The following is a 17,185-nucleotide window of genomic DNA, read 5'->3' as shown; positions in this document are numbered from 1 at the left end:
CAAATACTACTCCCACTGTGACTGCTTAAGTGTTTTCTGAGTTGTCAGATTTGGAGAGAATATGCCGTACTGCGGAGGGATAGTTCGAGCAGAACGGACAGACAACGAACCTATTTGTCCCAGCGTGTGCCGGGATTCTCTTCGAGGTAATCCAGATGTTTCTCAGCTCGGTCGTCGTAAATCACGTCGTCCGGCCCGAGGGGTTCTTTGGTGAATGTGGCGTCGATGGCATCGTCGACACGGAGGATGAGGTTCGCCACTTCGCTTGCACTGACGAGCATTCGGTGTTTGTACGCCACTGGGTCGAAGACACCAGCGTCCGTCGCACTGGAAACCTCACCTGCTGGAAGGACGAACCCAGCATCCATCTCGCCGCCGACCTGTGCAGCACGCAGGTCAGCGAGGACGGTGAGCGCGTCGAAGCCAGCATTCCGAACGAGCGCGGCGACGACCTCCTGTAAGGCGTCCGCAAATGCGAAGACGGCGAGTTGGGCACGTGAGTCGAGTTGGGTCGCACGGTCACGGACTGCTTCGGCCATCTGGAGTTCGATTGCCCCCGCCCCCGGCACCACACCCGGTCGTGCGGACCCGAGTCCTCTACTCGCTGCCACCGCGGCCGCTGCCTTCCGAACTTCTGTCGCTGCCTGGTCTGCGAGTTGTCCCGAGACGCCGTGGACGGCCATCGTAACAGAGTTCGCCCCGTCACACTCGTCGAACACGGTCATGTAGCGGTTCTTCCGGCGACCCCGCCGAGGAGACGTTCGTTCGATAGAAACGACACCGGCGTGGCCAAGGTCACTGGCTTCGACGTCAGTCGGATTCTGAACGAGGCTCGCACCGGTCGCGAGTGCAACTTGCTTCATCTCGAGCGGACTGACAGAACGAATCCCGAGAATGCCGGCGTCAACCAGCAGTCGTTGGTACTCACCGTTTATCCCGAGGCGAGTGACGACCACGTCGATGCCGAGCGAGACGTAGTGGTCGACCAGCGCTCGGCGACGAGACGCGTAGAGCTCGCGGACTTCTTTCAACTGTTCAGGAGACTGCAGGTCGAAGACAGCATCCTCCTCCCACTTGGGGTCGATAAGCCCACCAGTCGTGTGACCGTCGAGAAGGAGCACTGTCGCGTCTTCGACCCGTCTGGGCATCTCGTCGTTCGCCCGAGTGTTCCTGTCGAGGATTGCCCCACGAACGAGTCTCGACGAAGTCAGTTCACCGTCGCCGAGACACCGGACGACGAAGGATTTCTCTGTGGGACGGCCAATGTCGTCGACCGCATCGACTGCAAGCCCTGCCCACGTCTCAGCGAGGTCGCCGATATCGTTTCCCGTCATCGCCGAGCGTGCGACTGCCCGCTCGACGTCTCGTTGGTCGTCGAACGACGAGAGCAGGCGTGTCTGAGCGGAGAGAACGTCTAACGCTGTTTCGACGGCGACTGCGTAGCCTTCTCTGACATCGTGGGGGTGAAGCCCTTTGTCGATGAGGTTCTCTGCCTCGTCGAGAAGCGCCCCCGTCAGTACGACGGCCGAAGTGACACCATCGGGGATGTCTTGCCCTTCGATGTCCGTGTCACCGGGCCGTTCTGGCCCGAGGATGCGACGGACGATAGGCGCAATCGGGTGTTCGACTGGGAGTTTTTCGAGGAGTGTTGCACCGTCTCCTGTCACCGTGAAGTCGTCGACAGGTGCATCTCCTCGGTTCACCGGTTCTGTCTGGCTCGCGAGTTGATTGACGACGAGTTTATCGTGAGAGCGAGGGCCGAGAGAACTACCGAGAACGTTCGCCATCGCCCGAACGGCGATACAGTTCGCGTGAGGGAACCGTGGAACTGGTTCGTCTTCGGTAGCGCTCGCCGGTGAAACGGCTACGGGTCTACCGTTCTGGTGAAGACTACTCATCTATCGCTACCTGTCTCTCAGAGAGTAAAAGTTTGTTCCTCGGTAACACGTATCGATTACTGACAAAAATCGGTGTCGCCAGCGCGTTCAGAAGTCCCAGTCGGGGAGCGTGCGCTCGACGAACTTTCCGTGGCCGGGTGTTCCAACGATTTCACCGTCTTTCGCGATGAGTTCGCCACGCACGAAGGTTTGCTTGACGCGGCCAGTAACCTCACGGCCTTCGTAGATGGAGAAGTCGGCTTCAGACGCGTTGTCCGCTGCAGTGATGGTGTACGTCTCGTTCGGGTCGAACAACACGACGTCGGCGTCCGCCCCGGGGTTGAGTGTTCCTTTGTTCGGCAGGCCGAAGATTTTCGCTGGGTTCGTGCTCATGACGCGGACGAGGAATGGGTAGGAAAAGCCACGGTGGTTGACCGCTTCGTCGTGAACGACTGGCAGGCTCGCTTGTAACCCGTTCGCGCCGAACGTGCTCTCCCACCAGTTATCGACGTTCTTGCTCTCGAGTTTGTAGCCACAGTGGTCGGTCGAAACGACGTCGAGCGACCCGTTGCGGAGGTGTTCGAACATCGCTTCGTTGTCGTCTGGTTTGCGGATTGGCGGTGCAATCATCGCTTGGTTCCCGAGTTCTCCGTAGATCGAGTCGTCCAGCACGAGGTAGTGCGTACAGGTCTCGGCACGGACCATCGACCCGTCGCCACGGAAGTCGGCGAGTACGTCGGCAGCCTTTCGGTTGCTCGTGTGGATGCCGTAGTACTTCGCACCCGCTTCTTGTGCCATCCGGACGGCGTCCTCAGCAGACATCGCTTCTGCATAGTCGGGGCGCGACTGCGGGTACCACGTTGGGTCACCCTTCCCCTCCTCTTGGAACAGGGCCGTCAGTTCGTCACAAATCGAGGCGTCTTCCGTGTGGAAGACACCGACTGCGTCGAGTTCTGCGATGCGCTCCAGAACACGATTCATGAAGCCATTTCCGAGCCCAATCTCGTACGCCGTGAACATCTTGAACGACGTGACACCCGCGTCGACGACGTCCGCTAATTCGTCGAGTACCTCGGGGTCCTCTCGCGTGATTGCACCGTGGAGACTGTAGTCGATGAGCGCAGTCTCGCCTTTCTTCTGTTTTCGACGGACGCCTTCGAGAAGGGTTCCCTCGGCATCGAAGGGACTCAGGTCACCAAGCCATGCCTGCCAGGCGAAGTCGATGTACGTCGTTACCCCTCCAAGTGCCGCAGCACTCGTTCCAGTCTCGTAGGAGTCGACCGAGAACTGGTCGTCGATGTGGACGTGTGGGTCGATGATACCGGGCATGACCAACAGGCCGGTCGCGTCGACAACCTCGTCGGCCTCCGGCATCGAGTCGGCATCGCCCACCGCGACGATTTTTCCGTCGTTCATCGCCACACTCGCCTCGAACATCGCCGAGTCAGTGACAACTGTCCCACCGTTAATCACGGTATCTATTGCCATAGTACATGACAACACTTGCCTAATACAAAAGCGTTCACACTATGACGGCGAAGACTCAGTCAGCGACGCGCTCCAGTGAACGGGCGACCTGAAGTGCACGGCTATCTTCGAATTGCGGGGCGATTGCCTGCGCGCTTACTGGATGGCCGTCGAGCGTCGTCACCGGAACCGAAACTGCTGGAGTGCCAGCGATGTTGAACGGCGCAGTGTTACCCAAGAGCGGGATGAAGTCGTCTCGGGTCGTCGTCTCCCCCAGTCCGGGGGGGAGCGAACGGAGCGTGGGCGTGACGATGGCGTCAACCTGTTCGAACACGGTTGCGAGTCGCTCGCCAAACGCGATTCCCTCGCGACGCGCTGACGCGTACACCGCCCCACCAGTCGTCGCATCGAGGAACGCAGGCGGGAGAATTCGTCTCGCCACGTGTTCTCCGAGGCCTTCGTTCCGGGCCCGTTCGAACGCGTCTCGGAGTTCTTCACTGTAGCCGGTTCCCTGTCCTCTGACGACGCCGTTTCCAGCGAGTAACCAAGAGAACTCTGCAGACCCAATGCTGAGGTAGGCAAACTCTGTCTCGCCAAGGTCGAGTTCGACAGGTTCGACGGTGATGCCGAGGTCTTCGAGTCGGTCGACGACTTCGCGGACCGCGTCTGCGACCCTCTCGTCCGACCGGTCGAACGGTGTGTCTGGGACACCGACAGTCAACCCCTCGGGTGAGTCGAGCGTCTCGTCGACAGCATCGGGGTCCATAGGTCGATTCGCAGCGGTCGGGTCGCGTGGGTCGGGACCCGCCATCGTCGCAAGCGCCTTCGCGCCTGTCTGTACGTCAGTGCTAATGGGACCGATGGTGTCGAGGGACGGAGCAAAGTCGACGAAGCCGTACCGTGGAACGAGTCGGTGGCTAGGTTTGACACCGACGACGCCACAACAGGCAGCAGGGATTCGAATGCTCCCACCAGTGTCAGTTCCGAGAGCGACGTCGACAGTCCCAGCCGCAACGGCAGCAGCACTCCCACTCGAAGAACCGCCTGCAACACGGTCGGGGTCTAGCGGGTTCGTCACGTGACCGAAGTCACTGAACTCACCGGTCGGGCCCATCGCGAACGGTTCCATGTTTGCCTTTCCGACGAGTGTCGCCCCCTCGTCTAATAGGCGGCTGACCGCTGGTGCGTCGAACGATGGAACGAGAGCGTACGCCGCTGAGCCACACGTCATCTCCAGGTCGGCGACAGCGATGTTGTCCTTGACCGCGACCGTCACGCCGGCGAGGATGCCAGAATCGGTGTGAACACGCGGTTCGTCGTAGACTGCAAGAAGGGCATTTTCAGCGTCGTCCGCGACGTGACCACGGTCGGTTCCACTGCTCACAGTCGCCTCGAAGTCACTGTCCGAGTCGGACTGAGTCGACTCGGCGATTTCGGTGAGCAGTTCGTCCGGCAGGCTGAACCCCAGACGCTCGGCCTGGGTGCGCATCTCGTCGAGCAGTGTTTTGGTCACGGGTACTCACCCCACTGCTGTCGGAGGCGTCGTACCCGTGTCGTCGGAGAGGCGTCTCCCCGAGAGGGGACGCGTCGCTGTGGCGTGTCTTGACTTGCCATGGATACGAGTCCAAGTCAACCCTCTTAACTTCGCCGACGGAATCGACCGAATCCCCGACTGCGACGGGTCGCTACGACACCCCAGTCATCAGTATTCGAGGAGTTTCGCACGCATCGCCGAAGAGAGGTTCGAAAAGACACCCGTGTCGGTGGTCAGTTCTTTCATAACGAACCGTGAGGACGTCTCGTCGACGCCTTTGATGCTGACGACCTCGTCGATGAGGTTGTTCATCTGGTCGCGGTTTTGGAGACGTGAGATGACGACGAAGTCTGCATCACCCATCGTGTAGTACACTTGCTGGACCCCAGGAAGCGCTTTGAGTTGCTCGCCGATTTCGTCGGCATACCCCTTCTCGTGTGCGACCGATACCTCGGTTATCATGACCATGTCGAGTCCGAATGCGACGGGGTCGAGTTCGGCGACGGTTCGCCGAATGACTCCTGATTCACGGAGTTTCGTCAGTCGGTAGTGCACCGTCGATTTGGAGATGCCGAGTTCGTTCGAGAGTGTCTCGAGACTGACGTCGAAGTCAGACTCGATGCGTTCGAGCAACGCGAGGTTCGTCTCGTCGAACAGCAAGCGCTCTTCGATACTGCCTGACATGGCATACGTTAGCTCTGGAGTAAAAAATACCTAACCCCTGGTGTGAGCGGTGGTGACGCCGCCGCGTCAGGCCACCATCGCGTCGTCCGAGATACGAAGTGCCTCGTCGAGGATTGCAACCGCTTCGTCCACTTCGTCGGGTTCGATGACGAGTGGAGGTGCGATGATGAGGGTGTTGATCATATTGGCGACGTACAGCCCTTCGCTCCAGGCGTGGCCCGATACCTCGTCGACGACGGTCTTGCCGGGCGAAATCTTGTCCTTTCGGACGCCGAACGGGACGCGCTTTTCGGAGTCCTTCGTGAGTTCGATACCTCGGAACAGTCCGACACCGCGAACCTCGCCAACGCTCGGGTGGTCTTCCGCAAGCTCTTCGAGACGCTCTCCAAGGTAGTCGCCGACCTCTCGTGCGTGGTCGATGAGGTTGTCTTCGATGTACATCTCGACAGCGGCACGGCCGGCCGCAACTGCGACAGGGTGTCCAGAGTACGTGTGACCGTGGCAGAACATCGTATCTTCGAAGAACGATGCAATCTCGTCGGTGACGATCGTCGCCCCAAGTGGCGCGTAGGCTCCGGTGAGTCCTTTCGCCATCGTCATGATGTCAGGCGTGACGTCGAAAAGGTCACTTCCGAACCACTCACCCGTGCGCCCGAACCCGGACATGACCTCGTCGCAGATGAGGAGTGCACCGTGTTCGTGTGCAATCTCCTTCAGCCGTGGGAGGTACTCGTCCGGTGGCACGAGGATGCCGTTCGACCCGACGACGGGTTCGACGAGAACCGCTGCGACTGTGTCGCCTTCGAGCATCAGCATCTCCTCGATGTAGTCGAGACTCTGCATCGGGTCGAGTGTCGACCCGTACGCGTACGGGTCGGGTGCTTTGATGGTGCCGGGGATTCCCGGTTCGGCAGGGAGTCGTCGAGGGTCTCCCGTCACGCTAATCGACCCATAGGTCGAACCGTGGTACGACCGGTATCGTGAGACGATTTTGTACTTGCCGGTGTACATTCGTGCAATCTTGATTGCCGCCTCTATCGCTTCAGTTCCCGACGTGGAAAAGAAGGTCTTCGAGAGGTTCCCGGGCGTGACTTCGGCGAGAAGTTTGCCCAGTTTGGCGCGGTTCTCGGTCGTGTTCCCCGGTGCAAAGTACGCACCCTTGCGGGCCTGTTCTGCCATCGCGTCAGCGACACGGTCAGCCGAGTGACCGAGGTTCGAGCACATCAACTGTCCCGAAAAGTCGAGGCGTCGGTTCCCATGGGCATCTCGGAAGTACACACCGTCGGCGTCGACGATTTCCGTCGGGCTCACTTCGTTTTGGTATGACCACGTTCCGAAGACGTACTGTTTGTCCATCCGTTCGATTTCGTTCAGGCCATCCCCAGGGTCGACCCGTTGCGATTCTTCTCTCGACATGAGATACACCGAGATATACCGAGCCCCCTGATTAATCTTTGGGACACGAGAACGAATAAGATAAAACGTCCGTCTTATTCGTCGTGGAATTAGACAACGTTCGAAAACCGAGTAGGAATTCGAATTTTATTCGCCGTAAGTTTATGTTCGGGTAGAGTGTTTGGCGAGACATGGCAGTAGTAGAATCACTCACGGCAGATGGGACCGTCCAGAACTACGTCAATGGAGGGTGGCGACCATCGGACAGCGAAGATGGACAGGACGTTGTCAACCCTGCAACGGGCGAAACACTCGCATACGTCCCATTCAGCACTGAATCAGAGATTAACGAAGCTATCGAGGCAGCACACACGGCGTTTCAGACGTGGCGGTCGACGCCCGTCGAAGAGCGTATCCAGCCGTTGTTCCGGTTCAAGATGCTGCTCGAAGAACACCAAGACGACCTAGCAGAAATCCTCGTCCAAGAACACGGGAAGACGTTCGCAGAGGCGAAGGGTGAACTGCGCCGTGGCATAGAGAACGTCGAAGTCGCCTGTGGCATCCCGTCGATGATGCAGTCTGGGTCACTGCTCAACGCCGCACCGAACATCGACGAGAGTGCTGTCCGTCGGCCACTCGGTGTGTTCGTCGCAATTACTCCGTTCAACTTCCCAGGGATGATTCCACTGTGGTTCCTCCCGTATGCGGTCGCAACGGGCAACTCGTTCGTCCTGAAACCGAGTGAACGCGACCCGCTCGTCGCCCAGCGTCTGTTCGAACTCGTCGACGAAGCAGGCTTCCCAGATGGTGTCGTCAGCCTCGTCAACGGTGGCGCGGACACTGTCAACGCGCTCATTCAACACGAAGACGTCGCCGGAATCTCGTTCGTCGGCAGCACGCCAGTCGCCAGACACGTGTACGAATCCGCTGCGGCCGCTGGAAAGCGGGTCCAGGCACAAGGTGGTGCAAAGAACCACGTTATCGTCAGCGACAGCGCGAACCTCGATTTCGCTGCCAAAAAGACGCTGTCGTCGGCCTGTGCCTGTGCTGGTGAACGCTGTCTCGCGAACGACGTCGTCTTAGTACACGATGACGTCTACGACGAGTTCGCCGACAAACTGGTCGAGGCAGCCGACGCGTTCCAAGTCGGCTACGGTCTCGACGAAGGCGTAGACATGGGGGCGCTCATCACGCCAGAACACGAACAACGCGTCCGAGAGTTCATCCAGACGGGTATCGACGAGGGGGCGACACTCCTGCGCGACGGGAGAGAACTCACTGTCGAGGGCTACGAAGACGGCAACTTCATGGGGCCGACTGTCTTCGGCGACGTGACGCCGGACATGGTCATCGCTCGTGAGGAGATTTTCGGGCCCGTTGTCGGTCTCGCCCGAGTCGCTGACTTCGACGAGGCAATCGAGACACTCAACGCGAGTAAGTTCGGGAACGCCGCGAGCCTGTTCACCGAGCGGGGCAGTGAAGCCCGGCGCTTCCGTCACGAAGCGGAGGCGGGGAACCTCGCGGTCAACGCAGGGACGGCCGCGCCGATGGCGTTCTTCCACTTCGGCGGGCAGAAGGACTCGTTCTTCGGAGACCTTCACGCGCAGGGCGAGGACATGATTCACTTCTACACGGACAAGGCCATCTACATCGAGCGCTGGCCAGACGAGTCGATGTGAAGAGTGTCGAAGAAGAAAAATTCGAGTTCGGCCTAGTCGAGTTCGAGTTCGACTAGGTCGTCACCGGCTTCGATCGCTGCTTCGTTTTCGACGAGAATTTTGGAGACCGTTCCACTCGCGTCGGATTTGATGTCTTGGAAGCTCTTCATCACGCCGACGACACCGATTACGTCGCCCTCCTCGACGTGGTCACCTTCCTCCACGAAGACGGGGTCGTCTGGGTCTGGTCGGCGGTAGAATACACCTGGCATCGGGGCTTTGATTGTGGTCGTTGTCATGTGGATAGCTGTTGAGTGTGTGCGTTCAGTTTTCTGGGTCGTCTGTCTGTTGGTACGATATTCTTGGTGGCTGATTACTTAGCTGTTCGTTGCCTCGGTATCGAGTTGTGGGTGCACGGTCGTGTGTGCGGTTCTGTGATGTAGTCTGGTCACGGGGTCAGCGAGTTGCGGATGGACTCGAGCGTTTCCGTCCGAGCTTTCCGAGCGGCGAGCGCCTCTTCGAGCGTCACCGACTGGAAGTACACCGGTTGGTGTGTTCGCCGTTGCGACAGGAGGTCACGGTCTGTACTGATGACCGTCCCGACCGTCGCGTAGCCACCGCCTGTGACGGCGTCCCGCATCAGGACGATGGGCTTTTGCGGCACCTGAATCGACCCGACGGGATAGCCAAGGTCGACGACGTTGGACGGGTCGGTCCCAGCACCGAACGGTTGTTCACGTGGCTTGAACTCGATTTCGGGCCCTTCGAGTCGGTATCCGACACGGTCGGCCTCGGGTGTAACTGTCCACTCAGCGTCACACAGTTCTTCTTTACTCTCGTCGGTCAGGCGGTAATCACAGAGCCCGAGGACGATTCTGATGTGGTCTTCGTCGTCGTAGTTCGGGATGTGTTCGTCGGCGACGCTGTTGCCGACGAGGCTACTGCGGTCGGCACCTGCGTCACCAATCGTAAGCGTGTCACCGTCTTCGAGCGTTCGGCCGTCGTAGCCCCCGATACCGACGAGCGTGTACGTCGAGCGACTCTCCATGACTGGTGTGACGTCGATACCACCGGCGACAGCGAGGTACGTTCGTGCACCGTTCGTCGCAAACTGGAGCGAGAGAACGTCTCCATCAGAGACGGCGAGTGTCTCCCACATCGAGACGGGTTCTCCATTGAGTTCGGGAGCCATCTCGGCACCCGTGATGGCGATGACCGTATCTTCGGTGAATTTGAAGTCGCTTCCCTGGTACGTCATCTCGACGGTGGCAGCACCCTTGTCGTTGCCAACCAGATAGTTCGCGACTGTGTGTGCGAACTGGTCCATCGCCCCCGACGGCGGCATTCCGATGTGGTAGTGACCGTAGCGTCCTGCATCCTGAATCGTCGTCGAGAGACCTGCTTCGAGTACTTTAATCATTAGTCTAGCACCTCCACGAGCTGCGCGTTGTACTCGTGTGGATTCTCGAAGAACTCCTCGGGCGAGAACTCGACCGCTTCGATGGTGTACTCGTACGTTCCGTCTTCGATCTCCTCACGAATCGCGTCGTACTCCTCGCGGTCGATTCGTCTGAAGTTCAAGATGTCACCCGGTTTGGGGAACACCATGGAGTCTTTGAACGAGGGGAGTTGTTGGTCGACGTCCAGAACCTCCAGCGGCGTCCGACCGAACAACTGGTAGCCACCTGCGCCCTGTACCGGGTAGATTGCAGTAAACGCTCCACCGAACCCAACGGCCCGCGAAGGCGTGTCTGTGCGGGGTTGAAGATATTTCGGAACCTCGATTTGTTCTTCACGGGGAACCATCTGGAAACACCACGGAAGGCCGGGAACGAACCCAACCATCGTGACCATATGCGGTGCGCCAGCGTGCGCGTCGATGAATTCGTCCGCGCTGTCGAAACCGTTGATTCGGGCGGAGTACTCTAAGTCGGTCGCGTCGGGGTCTTGGTGGTTCTCGCGGAACTGCATGAGCGTCTCGTGCGTCCACGGGTCGTCGTAGAGAACCGGGAAGTCGATAATTCGAGTATCCCACTGGTACTCAGACAAGTCCGTCTCCTGTTCGAGTTGTTTCAACTCGTCCACGAGGTCGGTTGGGGCGAGTACGTCTGGGTCGAAGTGAATCATGTACGAGGCGTTCGCTGGGCAGATTTCGATAATTCCGGGGAGGTCACGCTCCCGTATCTGCTGTGTAATCGCCATCGCTTCGAAGTTGGCGTCGAAACTCATCTCTTGGTCGAGTTCGACGAAGACGTAGTCGTCACCACCATACTCGTATCGAGGAGAGAGTGACTCTTTCCGCTCAATTCTTGCAGTCATGTATTGTGTTACCATATTCCATTCTCTGAACCTATATCTACCGATTCAGTTCATCTAACTAGCCTGTTAGAGGGACGTGAGACAAGTCACCGAGTGTATCTCGCACTCAGTCCAACGAGTGTGCCGTTCACAGGCACTGTATTCTTCTCCGTGGGACATCGCAGGACCCGGAACGAGGCGCGTGTGTTTCACGATATCGACACAATATTGGAAAAGGCAGCCAGTTTACCGAACAGAATCCGATACGTGCTTCGAATGTTAAACCTCCTCCGAGACTGGATAAGGTTTTTACCCCCTTGTGGGGATTGTGAACACGTCTACATGCACAGACATGGAGACGCTCACCATCGACGTCACTCGGGAACTGCTCGGTTGCCAGCAGGTACCGACGCGTCGAGAGAGCGTCTCAGCACCACGTTGTCTAACGATTCGACAGAGTTCGCCTCGTGGAGGGGCCACGATTCGTGGACCAAACCATGCAGCACACGTTCGAACCCGTTAGTCACCCGATGAAATACGAACCAACACCTACCACCGCACCTACATATGTTCGATAAAATTCTCGTTGCAAACCGTGGCGAAATCGCCGTCCGAGTGATACAGGCGTGTAAAGAACTCGGCATCCACTCTGTCGCAGTCTACAGCGACGCAGACGCGGACGCCAAGCACGTTCGACACGCAGACGAATCGTACAATATCGGCTCTCCTGTCGCCGCGAAGAGCTATCTCGACCAGGAAAAGCTCCTCGACGTCGCCCGAGACGCAGGCGTCGACGCGATTCACCCAGGGTATGGGTTCCTCGCAGAGAATGCAAGCTTCGCCGAGCGAATCGAAAACTCCGAGTTCGAGTGGATTGGCCCCCCGAGCGATGTCATGCGTGCCCTCGGCGAGAAGACCGGGGCCAGACGAATCATGCAGGAAGCCAACGTACCCATCGTCCCGGGAACGACGGAACCCGCGAACGGACCAGAAGACATCCACGCGTTCGCCGAGGACCACGGGTACCCGGTTGCCATCAAGGCAGACGGTGGTGGAGGCGGTCGAGGACTGAAAGTCGTCACCAGAGCAGAAGACGTCGAGGAGCTATTCAAGAACGCAAAACGAGAAGGGGAGGCGTACTTCGACAACGCCGACGTCTACGTCGAACGGTTCCTCGAAAACCCACGGCACATCGAAGTGCAGGTTCTGGCCGACCACCACGGCAACGTCCGACACTTGTGGGAACGCGATTGCAGTATCCAGCGACGACAACAGAAGCTAATCGAGGAGACACCATCGCCATCACTCGACCACGACGTACGCGTCGAACTGTGTGAGGCGGCCCGGAGGGGTGTCGAGGAAGCAGGATACGTGAACGCAGGGACGGTCGAGTTCCTCTACGAGGACGGTGAGTTCTACTTCCTCGAAGTCAACACGAGGATTCAGGTCGAACACACGATTACGGAGGCAGTGACGGGCATCGACCTCGTCAAGTGGCAGATTCGTATCGCCGCAGGTGAGCCCATCTCGTTCGAACAAGACGAGGTTGTCCAGTCGCAAGCGGCGATGGAGTTCCGAATCAATGCGGAGGACCCGTTCGCAGATTTCGCTCCGATGCCGGGGACGTTGGACGTGTACCGACCACCGCGAGGTATCGGCGTCCGCATAGACGATGGCGTCGACGAGGGTGATAGCATCGCACCGTTCTACGACTCGATGTTCGCCAAGTTCGTCGTCATCGCCGAAGACCGAGACGAGGTCATCCAGCGGGGGAAGCGTGCCCTCGACGAGGCAGACATCGAGGGAATTCCGACGACGATTCCCTTCCACCAACACGTCCTCTCTGACGAGGTATTCCTGACGAACGGTCACACCACGAAGTACGTCGACGAGCAGGTGACGCTCGGAGAAGGCGAAGGAGAGTAACTGACCGACGACCGGCCCGGTACCGACTCATTCGTCGGAGAGGATGCTCTCCCTGAGCGTCTCCAACGTAAAGTCCCGAAGTGGGTGTGGTTCGTTCTTGATCGTCGAGATGACGAACTTGGAACTGGTTCGTTCGACACCCTCGATTACCTCGTACTGCTCGATGAGTTCCTCCACTTTATCTCGACTCGGAAGGTGTGCGATGACGATGAAGTCAGTGTCACCCATCGTGAAGTAGACCTGATTGACCCCCTCGATAGTGCTGAGTGCGTTCCCGACATCCTTGTGGTAGCCTTCTCGGTACTGTGCATCGACCTCGGTGATGATGGTCAAGTCGAGGTTGATCTTCTCGAGGTCGACGGCGAACAGGTCGTTCTTGATAATCCCGTCTTCACGGAGTTTCTTGAGGCGATAGTGAACGGTCGATTTCGGAATTCCAGTCACGTCTCCGACCTCTTTCGGACTCGGGTCCTCTAGTTCGAAAACCGCGTTCAGAATTTCGATATCTCGGTCATCCATTGATTCGGTTCCTTACGTGTGGGAGGTGTCTCATCGGTACCTCCCGAAGGGTGTCGATTTTCCCGACTCGGTGGATACGGTACATCGGGTGGGGAAGCTGGATCCGTCTCGATTCCCCGTCACACAACCTCTGTGAGTGGCGCGATTTCGATACCATGTTCCTCCACACGGTCGTGAATCGTCTCCAGAAGTTCGACTGCGTTCGGACCGTCGCCGTGGATACAGATACTCTGTGCGGGGACTTCGATTTCGTCCCCGTTCGCGGCCTCGACGACTCCGTCAGTAACGATGCTCACGAACCGGTCGGCGACCGCTTCAGGGTCTTTCGGCACGACTTCCTTCTCGACGATGAGACTTCGGTCGGTGTCGTATCGGATGTCGACGTACCCTTCGAAGACGGCACGAAGGTCGTCGTACTCCTGTGCGACCTCGTAGATGTTCATATCTGTGGCGAGATAGATGAGGTCTGAATCTACGGCGAGCATTCCCTCCATGACCGCACGTGCGTGGTCCGGACTCTCAGAGAGCATCGAATACATCGCACCGTGTGGCTTGACGTGCTGGAGAGACCCGCCATGTTGGTCCGCGAACGCGCTGAGTGCGCCGAGTTGGTAGGTCACGTAATCTCGCAGCTCCTGTGGCGTCGCGTCCATCTTCCTGCGTCCGAACCCCATCTTGTCCGGCAGGCCGGGGTGAACACCGATTCCCACGTCGTGTTCGACGGCCAGTTCGACCGTCTCACGCATGACGTGTGGGTCACCTGCGTGGAATCCGCCGGCGATGTTCGCAGACGTGATGTACGGCATCACCTCAGCGTCACGCCCCATCGTCCAGTTGCCGAAGCTCTCTCCCATGTCACAGTTAATGTCGACTGTTACCATGCGTATACTCGATAGCAACTTTCGGCAATATAGATTGTGCCTCTTTTTGCGGCAGAGCACTTCAACCGGATTTAGTGCAATATGGAAGTAGAAGTCTGGACAGCATCCCAGTATCCTCTGTGAGTTGGGATGTTACATAATCTATTTAAACAGAACTCACAAGTGGTAACGTATGCCTGAGGGACCACCAATATCCGAACTACACTTCGACGACGCCCCGTCAGTAGACAAGGTACCGGGTCCAAAGTCGAAGCGTCTTCTCGAAAAACAACAGCACATCGACAGCGGCGCAGTCGCGTATCCGAACTACATCCCAATCGCGATGCACGAAGCAAAGGGAGCGACACTCCGTGACGTCGACGGAAACACGTTCATCGACTTCTTCGCAGGAATCGGTGTTCTCAACGTCGGACACTCGAACCCGTACGTGCTCGAGGCAGTCGAAGAACAGACGCGTAAACTCGTCCACACGATCGACTTCCCGACCGAAGCACGACTCGAACTCATCGAGAAGCTCAACGAAATCGCACCGGGAGAACTTCCTGACTCGAACCGCGTCGTGTTCGGCGGACCTACTGGAAGTGACGCGATCGAAGCGACCATCAAACTCGCGAAGTACAACACCGGAGGAGATGGCCTCATCGCCTTCCGTGGTGCGTACCACGGTGGTTCCTCTGGAGCACTCAGCCTCACCGGCGGGAAACAGTACAAAGAGGCGTACACGCCGCTTCTGTCGGACGTCCACCACGCTCCGTATCCGTACCCGCTCCAGCAAGGGCTCTCCGAGGAGGAGGCCGTCGAACGTGCCATCGAAAACGTTCGAGAACTCATCGAAGACCCGTACAGTGGGTTCGCAAACCCAGCAGGTATCTGGGTCGAACCGATTCAGGGTGAAGGCGGCATCGTCGTCCCACCGGCAGACTTCCTCCCGCAGCTCAGAGAGATTGCCACCGAAAACGACATTCCGCTCATCATCGACGAGATTCAAACCGGAATCGGACGGACTGGGAAGTGGTTCGCATCGGAGTGGACCGATGTGACTCCAGACGTGATGCCGATGGCGAAAGCGCTCGGTGGTATTGGGTTGCCGCTCTCGGCGACGATGTACCACGAAGACCTAGACACGTGGGGTCCGGGTGGGCACGTGGGGACGTGGCGCGGAAACACTCCCGCCATGCGCGCAGGGACGCGAGCAATCGAGTACATCCAAGCGCACGACCTTCTCGAACACTCCCGTGAACTCGGCTCGTACATGCGAGACCGTCTCCGTGAAGTTGCCGCAGAGACGCCGCAAATCGGAGAGGTTCGTGGAAAAGGTCTGTTCACCGGTGTCGAGTTCCTCGACGAGGACGGCAACCCGGACAAAGACGTCGTGAAGCACATCCGAACCTACTGTTACAAACACGGTGTCTTGGTCTGGAGTGCTGGTCGCTACGGAAACGTCCTCCGTCTCATGCCACCACTCGTCATCACGCAGGAACTGATGACGACAGGGATGGACATCGTCGTCGACGCGATCGAGGAGAACACGTCGCACTAGTTCACCAAGAGAGCGTCACCAGTTTTTCGATTTTCGCACAGAGAGACGACGGGTTCGACACCTACCTACGTCCGTTCCAGACGATTTTTTCCAGTGAAGGAGACAACAGTCCGGAACCGTGGCGAAGTCGTCGACCGACAACGCCTGTCGGACAGCATCCTGCGTCGCACACAACCGGTAGTATTCTCTTCTTGGCATACTCTTCACAGCGACCAGTAAGTTCGTATATTAGCAATACTAGTTCGCCACATACTGTGATATTGGTAAATCTCTTAGTTGATTTTGAGAAATCATGCGTATTTCGAAACGTATAATCAATTTATTTATATTAATAAAATAAACCATACTGAACTGAACTAAAGTGAATCGAGTGTAGGCGGTCTATTTTCGTATTCTCCGATAAAGTAGTCGAATATTCGGTTGAGTAGATATTTATGGTCAAATATAGTTAGTTGTTAGCTTTCTCATGTAAGATTAGTTAGTAAAAAATGAGTATACAATCATTGCTGACTACAGGCCACATCGATCGTGTCTGCAACTACGATTGAAACGGTGTCGACTACCAGTGTTGATAGTGGTAGGATAGATTGAGTAATTTATTTCTTTTGATTAAGGTGAGAATCACACAACATCACAGAGACCTCCGAATCGCTGGTTCTCAAACCTGAACATATTTGACCCCAGTGTGTGACTATCTGGTAATGACTGCTGAGCAAGGGAGTAGTCGGCGGCAATCCAAGATTGAACGGGTGATCGAACAGTACGATCTAAACGGGTTTGGAGAGACGTTGGCCCGTCGGTGGACCGCTCCTGAAGACAGTGATAGCCTCCGAGATTTAGCGGACTTGATGAACCAAGAAGTTCTCAATGCTGCGTTGCACGAAGTGGACGCAGACGTCCTCGAAGGAGAAGTTGAGAACATGTACACACTGCTTACTGACGACGAGACAACGGAGGGGATGCGAGTTCAAGCAAAGAACACGCTTCGATCGAAGGGAGTGGACGTCGACCAACTACTCTCTGATTTCATCTCGCATCAGGCAGTGTACACGTATCTCACCGACATCCGAGGCGTGTCGAAGGAAACAAAATCGACGAACCGTGTCGACAGCGTAATCCAATCGGTTCAGAAGCTTCGCGGTCGGTTGGTTGCTGTAATCGAGAGAAGTCTCGACTCGCTCCAGAATACAGACAAACTTCGGCTCGGTGATTTCGACGTCCTCGTCGACACACAGGTGTTCTGTAGAGACTGCGGGACCCAGTACGAAGTCGTTCAGTTACTGCAGCGAGGTGGGTGCGACTGTGGTACAGAGACCAGGACAGAGTGAGATACATTACGCAACTAGTTCTGTAATTCCAAGGGAGAGTACCCCTGTGGATTTATATCGTAGTACTCACCATACAGT

The 17,185-nt window shown here is 57.4% G+C and carries 14 protein-coding genes; 4 read left to right on the top strand and 10 right to left on the bottom strand.

Annotated features, from left to right (window positions below):
- Positions 1-110 precede the first annotated feature (110 nt).
- The 5 genes from GJR98_RS15415 to GJR98_RS15395 form a co-directional block, all read right to left on the bottom strand.
- A complete protein-coding gene (locus tag GJR98_RS15415; RefSeq protein WP_151139619.1) occupies positions 111-1,898 on the bottom strand; it encodes a TCP-1/cpn60 chaperonin family protein in 1,788 nt (595 codons plus the stop codon).
- A gap of 87 nt (positions 1,899-1,985) precedes the next feature.
- Positions 1,986-3,365: a dihydroorotase gene (locus GJR98_RS15410; RefSeq protein ID WP_151139618.1), complete on the bottom strand. Its 1,380-nt coding sequence runs from the start codon at positions 3,363-3,365 to the stop codon at positions 1,986-1,988.
- A 55-nt stretch (positions 3,366-3,420) separates the two neighbouring features.
- Entirely contained in the window at positions 3,421-4,857 is a 1,437-nt protein-coding gene (locus GJR98_RS15405; protein ID WP_151139617.1) for an amidase, read from the bottom strand.
- Positions 4,858-5,046: 189 nt separating this feature from the next.
- On the bottom strand, positions 5,047-5,562 hold the full coding sequence (locus tag GJR98_RS15400) for an Lrp/AsnC family transcriptional regulator (RefSeq protein ID WP_151139616.1): 516 nt from the start codon (positions 5,560-5,562) through the stop codon (positions 5,047-5,049).
- A 66-nt stretch (positions 5,563-5,628) separates the two neighbouring features.
- Positions 5,629-6,978 carry an aminotransferase family protein gene (locus GJR98_RS15395; protein ID WP_151139615.1) on the bottom strand — a complete coding sequence of 450 codons (1,350 nt, stop codon included), beginning with the start codon at positions 6,976-6,978 and terminating at the stop codon, positions 5,629-5,631.
- Positions 6,979-7,148: 170 nt separating this feature from the next.
- Here GJR98_RS15395 and GJR98_RS15390 point away from each other — a divergent pair, with 170 nt between their 5' ends.
- Positions 7,149-8,636 (top strand): CoA-acylating methylmalonate-semialdehyde dehydrogenase, encoded by a 1,488-nt coding sequence (locus GJR98_RS15390; RefSeq protein WP_151139614.1) that lies wholly within the window; start codon positions 7,149-7,151, stop codon positions 8,634-8,636.
- 32 nt (positions 8,637-8,668) lie between these two features.
- Here the strand turns inward: GJR98_RS15390 and GJR98_RS15385 are convergent, their stop codons facing one another.
- From GJR98_RS15385 to GJR98_RS15375, 3 genes are all read right to left on the bottom strand, one after another.
- The gene (locus GJR98_RS15385) at positions 8,669-8,914 is read right to left on the bottom strand and encodes an acetyl-CoA carboxylase (protein ID WP_151139613.1); all 246 of its coding nucleotides are present in this window, start codon (positions 8,912-8,914) and stop codon (positions 8,669-8,671) included.
- Between the two features lie 149 nt (positions 8,915-9,063).
- Positions 9,064-10,035 carry a 5-oxoprolinase subunit C family protein gene (locus GJR98_RS15380; RefSeq protein ID WP_151139612.1) on the bottom strand — a complete coding sequence of 324 codons (972 nt, stop codon included), beginning with the start codon at positions 10,033-10,035 and terminating at the stop codon, positions 9,064-9,066.
- Entirely contained in the window at positions 10,035-10,934 is a 900-nt protein-coding gene (locus GJR98_RS15375; protein WP_151139611.1) for a 5-oxoprolinase subunit B family protein, read from the bottom strand. The genes GJR98_RS15380 and GJR98_RS15375 overlap by 1 nt, the downstream gene beginning before the upstream one ends.
- A gap of 546 nt (positions 10,935-11,480) precedes the next feature.
- Between GJR98_RS15375 and GJR98_RS15370 the strand changes: the two genes are divergently transcribed.
- Positions 11,481-12,839: an acetyl-CoA carboxylase biotin carboxylase subunit gene (locus GJR98_RS15370; RefSeq protein WP_151139610.1), complete on the top strand. Its 1,359-nt coding sequence runs from the start codon at positions 11,481-11,483 to the stop codon at positions 12,837-12,839.
- A gap of 27 nt (positions 12,840-12,866) precedes the next feature.
- Here the strand turns inward: GJR98_RS15370 and GJR98_RS15365 are convergent, their stop codons facing one another.
- The gene (locus tag GJR98_RS15365) at positions 12,867-13,358 is read right to left on the bottom strand and encodes an Lrp/AsnC family transcriptional regulator (protein WP_151139609.1); all 492 of its coding nucleotides are present in this window, start codon (positions 13,356-13,358) and stop codon (positions 12,867-12,869) included.
- 119 nt (positions 13,359-13,477) lie between these two features.
- Positions 13,478-14,239 (bottom strand): LamB/YcsF family protein, encoded by a 762-nt coding sequence (locus tag GJR98_RS15360; RefSeq protein WP_151139608.1) that lies wholly within the window; start codon positions 14,237-14,239, stop codon positions 13,478-13,480.
- Positions 14,240-14,411: 172 nt separating this feature from the next.
- On the opposite strand from GJR98_RS15360, the gene GJR98_RS15355 reads away from it, so the two are divergent.
- Together GJR98_RS15355 and rdfA are read left to right on the top strand one after the other, a co-directional pair.
- Positions 14,412-15,779, top strand: coding sequence for an aspartate aminotransferase family protein (locus GJR98_RS15355; RefSeq protein WP_151139607.1), 1,368 nt, complete (start codon positions 14,412-14,414; stop codon positions 15,777-15,779).
- A 701-nt stretch (positions 15,780-16,480) separates the two neighbouring features.
- Positions 16,481-17,107, top strand: coding sequence for a rod-determining factor RdfA (gene rdfA, locus GJR98_RS15350; protein WP_151139606.1), 627 nt, complete (start codon positions 16,481-16,483; stop codon positions 17,105-17,107).
- Positions 17,108-17,185: the final 78 nt, after the last annotated feature.

It is taken from the genome of Haloferax marinisediminis (genome assembly GCF_009674585.1).
GTDB lineage: Archaea > Halobacteriota > Halobacteria > Halobacteriales > Haloferacaceae > Haloferax > Haloferax marinisediminis.
Note: the sequence above shows the minus strand (reverse complement) of the source record. Positions and strands in the feature narration are given on the sequence as shown.

Coding starts and splice junctions, on each gene's coding strand:
- GJR98_RS15415 (WP_151139619.1), bottom strand. CDS start 1,898: ATGAGTAGTCTTCACCAGAACGGTAGACCCGTAGCCGTTTCACCGGCG.
- GJR98_RS15410 (WP_151139618.1), bottom strand. CDS start 3,365: ATGGCAATAGATACCGTGATTAACGGTGGGACAGTTGTCACTGACTCG.
- GJR98_RS15400 (WP_151139616.1), bottom strand. CDS start 5,562: ATGTCAGGCAGTATCGAAGAGCGCTTGCTGTTCGACGAGACGAACCTC.
- GJR98_RS15395 (WP_151139615.1), bottom strand. CDS start 6,978: ATGTCGAGAGAAGAATCGCAACGGGTCGACCCTGGGGATGGCCTGAAC.
- GJR98_RS15390 (WP_151139614.1), top strand. CDS start 7,149: ATGGCAGTAGTAGAATCACTCACGGCAGATGGGACCGTCCAGAACTAC.
- GJR98_RS15385 (WP_151139613.1), bottom strand. CDS start 8,914: ATGACAACGACCACAATCAAAGCCCCGATGCCAGGTGTATTCTACCGC.
- GJR98_RS15380 (WP_151139612.1), bottom strand. CDS start 10,035: ATGATTAAAGTACTCGAAGCAGGTCTCTCGACGACGATTCAGGATGCA.
- GJR98_RS15375 (WP_151139611.1), bottom strand. CDS start 10,934: ATGACTGCAAGAATTGAGCGGAAAGAGTCACTCTCTCCTCGATACGAG.
- GJR98_RS15370 (WP_151139610.1), top strand. CDS start 11,481: ATGTTCGATAAAATTCTCGTTGCAAACCGTGGCGAAATCGCCGTCCGA.
- GJR98_RS15365 (WP_151139609.1), bottom strand. CDS start 13,358: ATGGATGACCGAGATATCGAAATTCTGAACGCGGTTTTCGAACTAGAG.
- GJR98_RS15360 (WP_151139608.1), bottom strand. CDS start 14,239: ATGGTAACAGTCGACATTAACTGTGACATGGGAGAGAGCTTCGGCAAC.
- GJR98_RS15355 (WP_151139607.1), top strand. CDS start 14,412: ATGCCTGAGGGACCACCAATATCCGAACTACACTTCGACGACGCCCCG.
- rdfA (WP_151139606.1), top strand. CDS start 16,481: ATGACTGCTGAGCAAGGGAGTAGTCGGCGGCAATCCAAGATTGAACGG.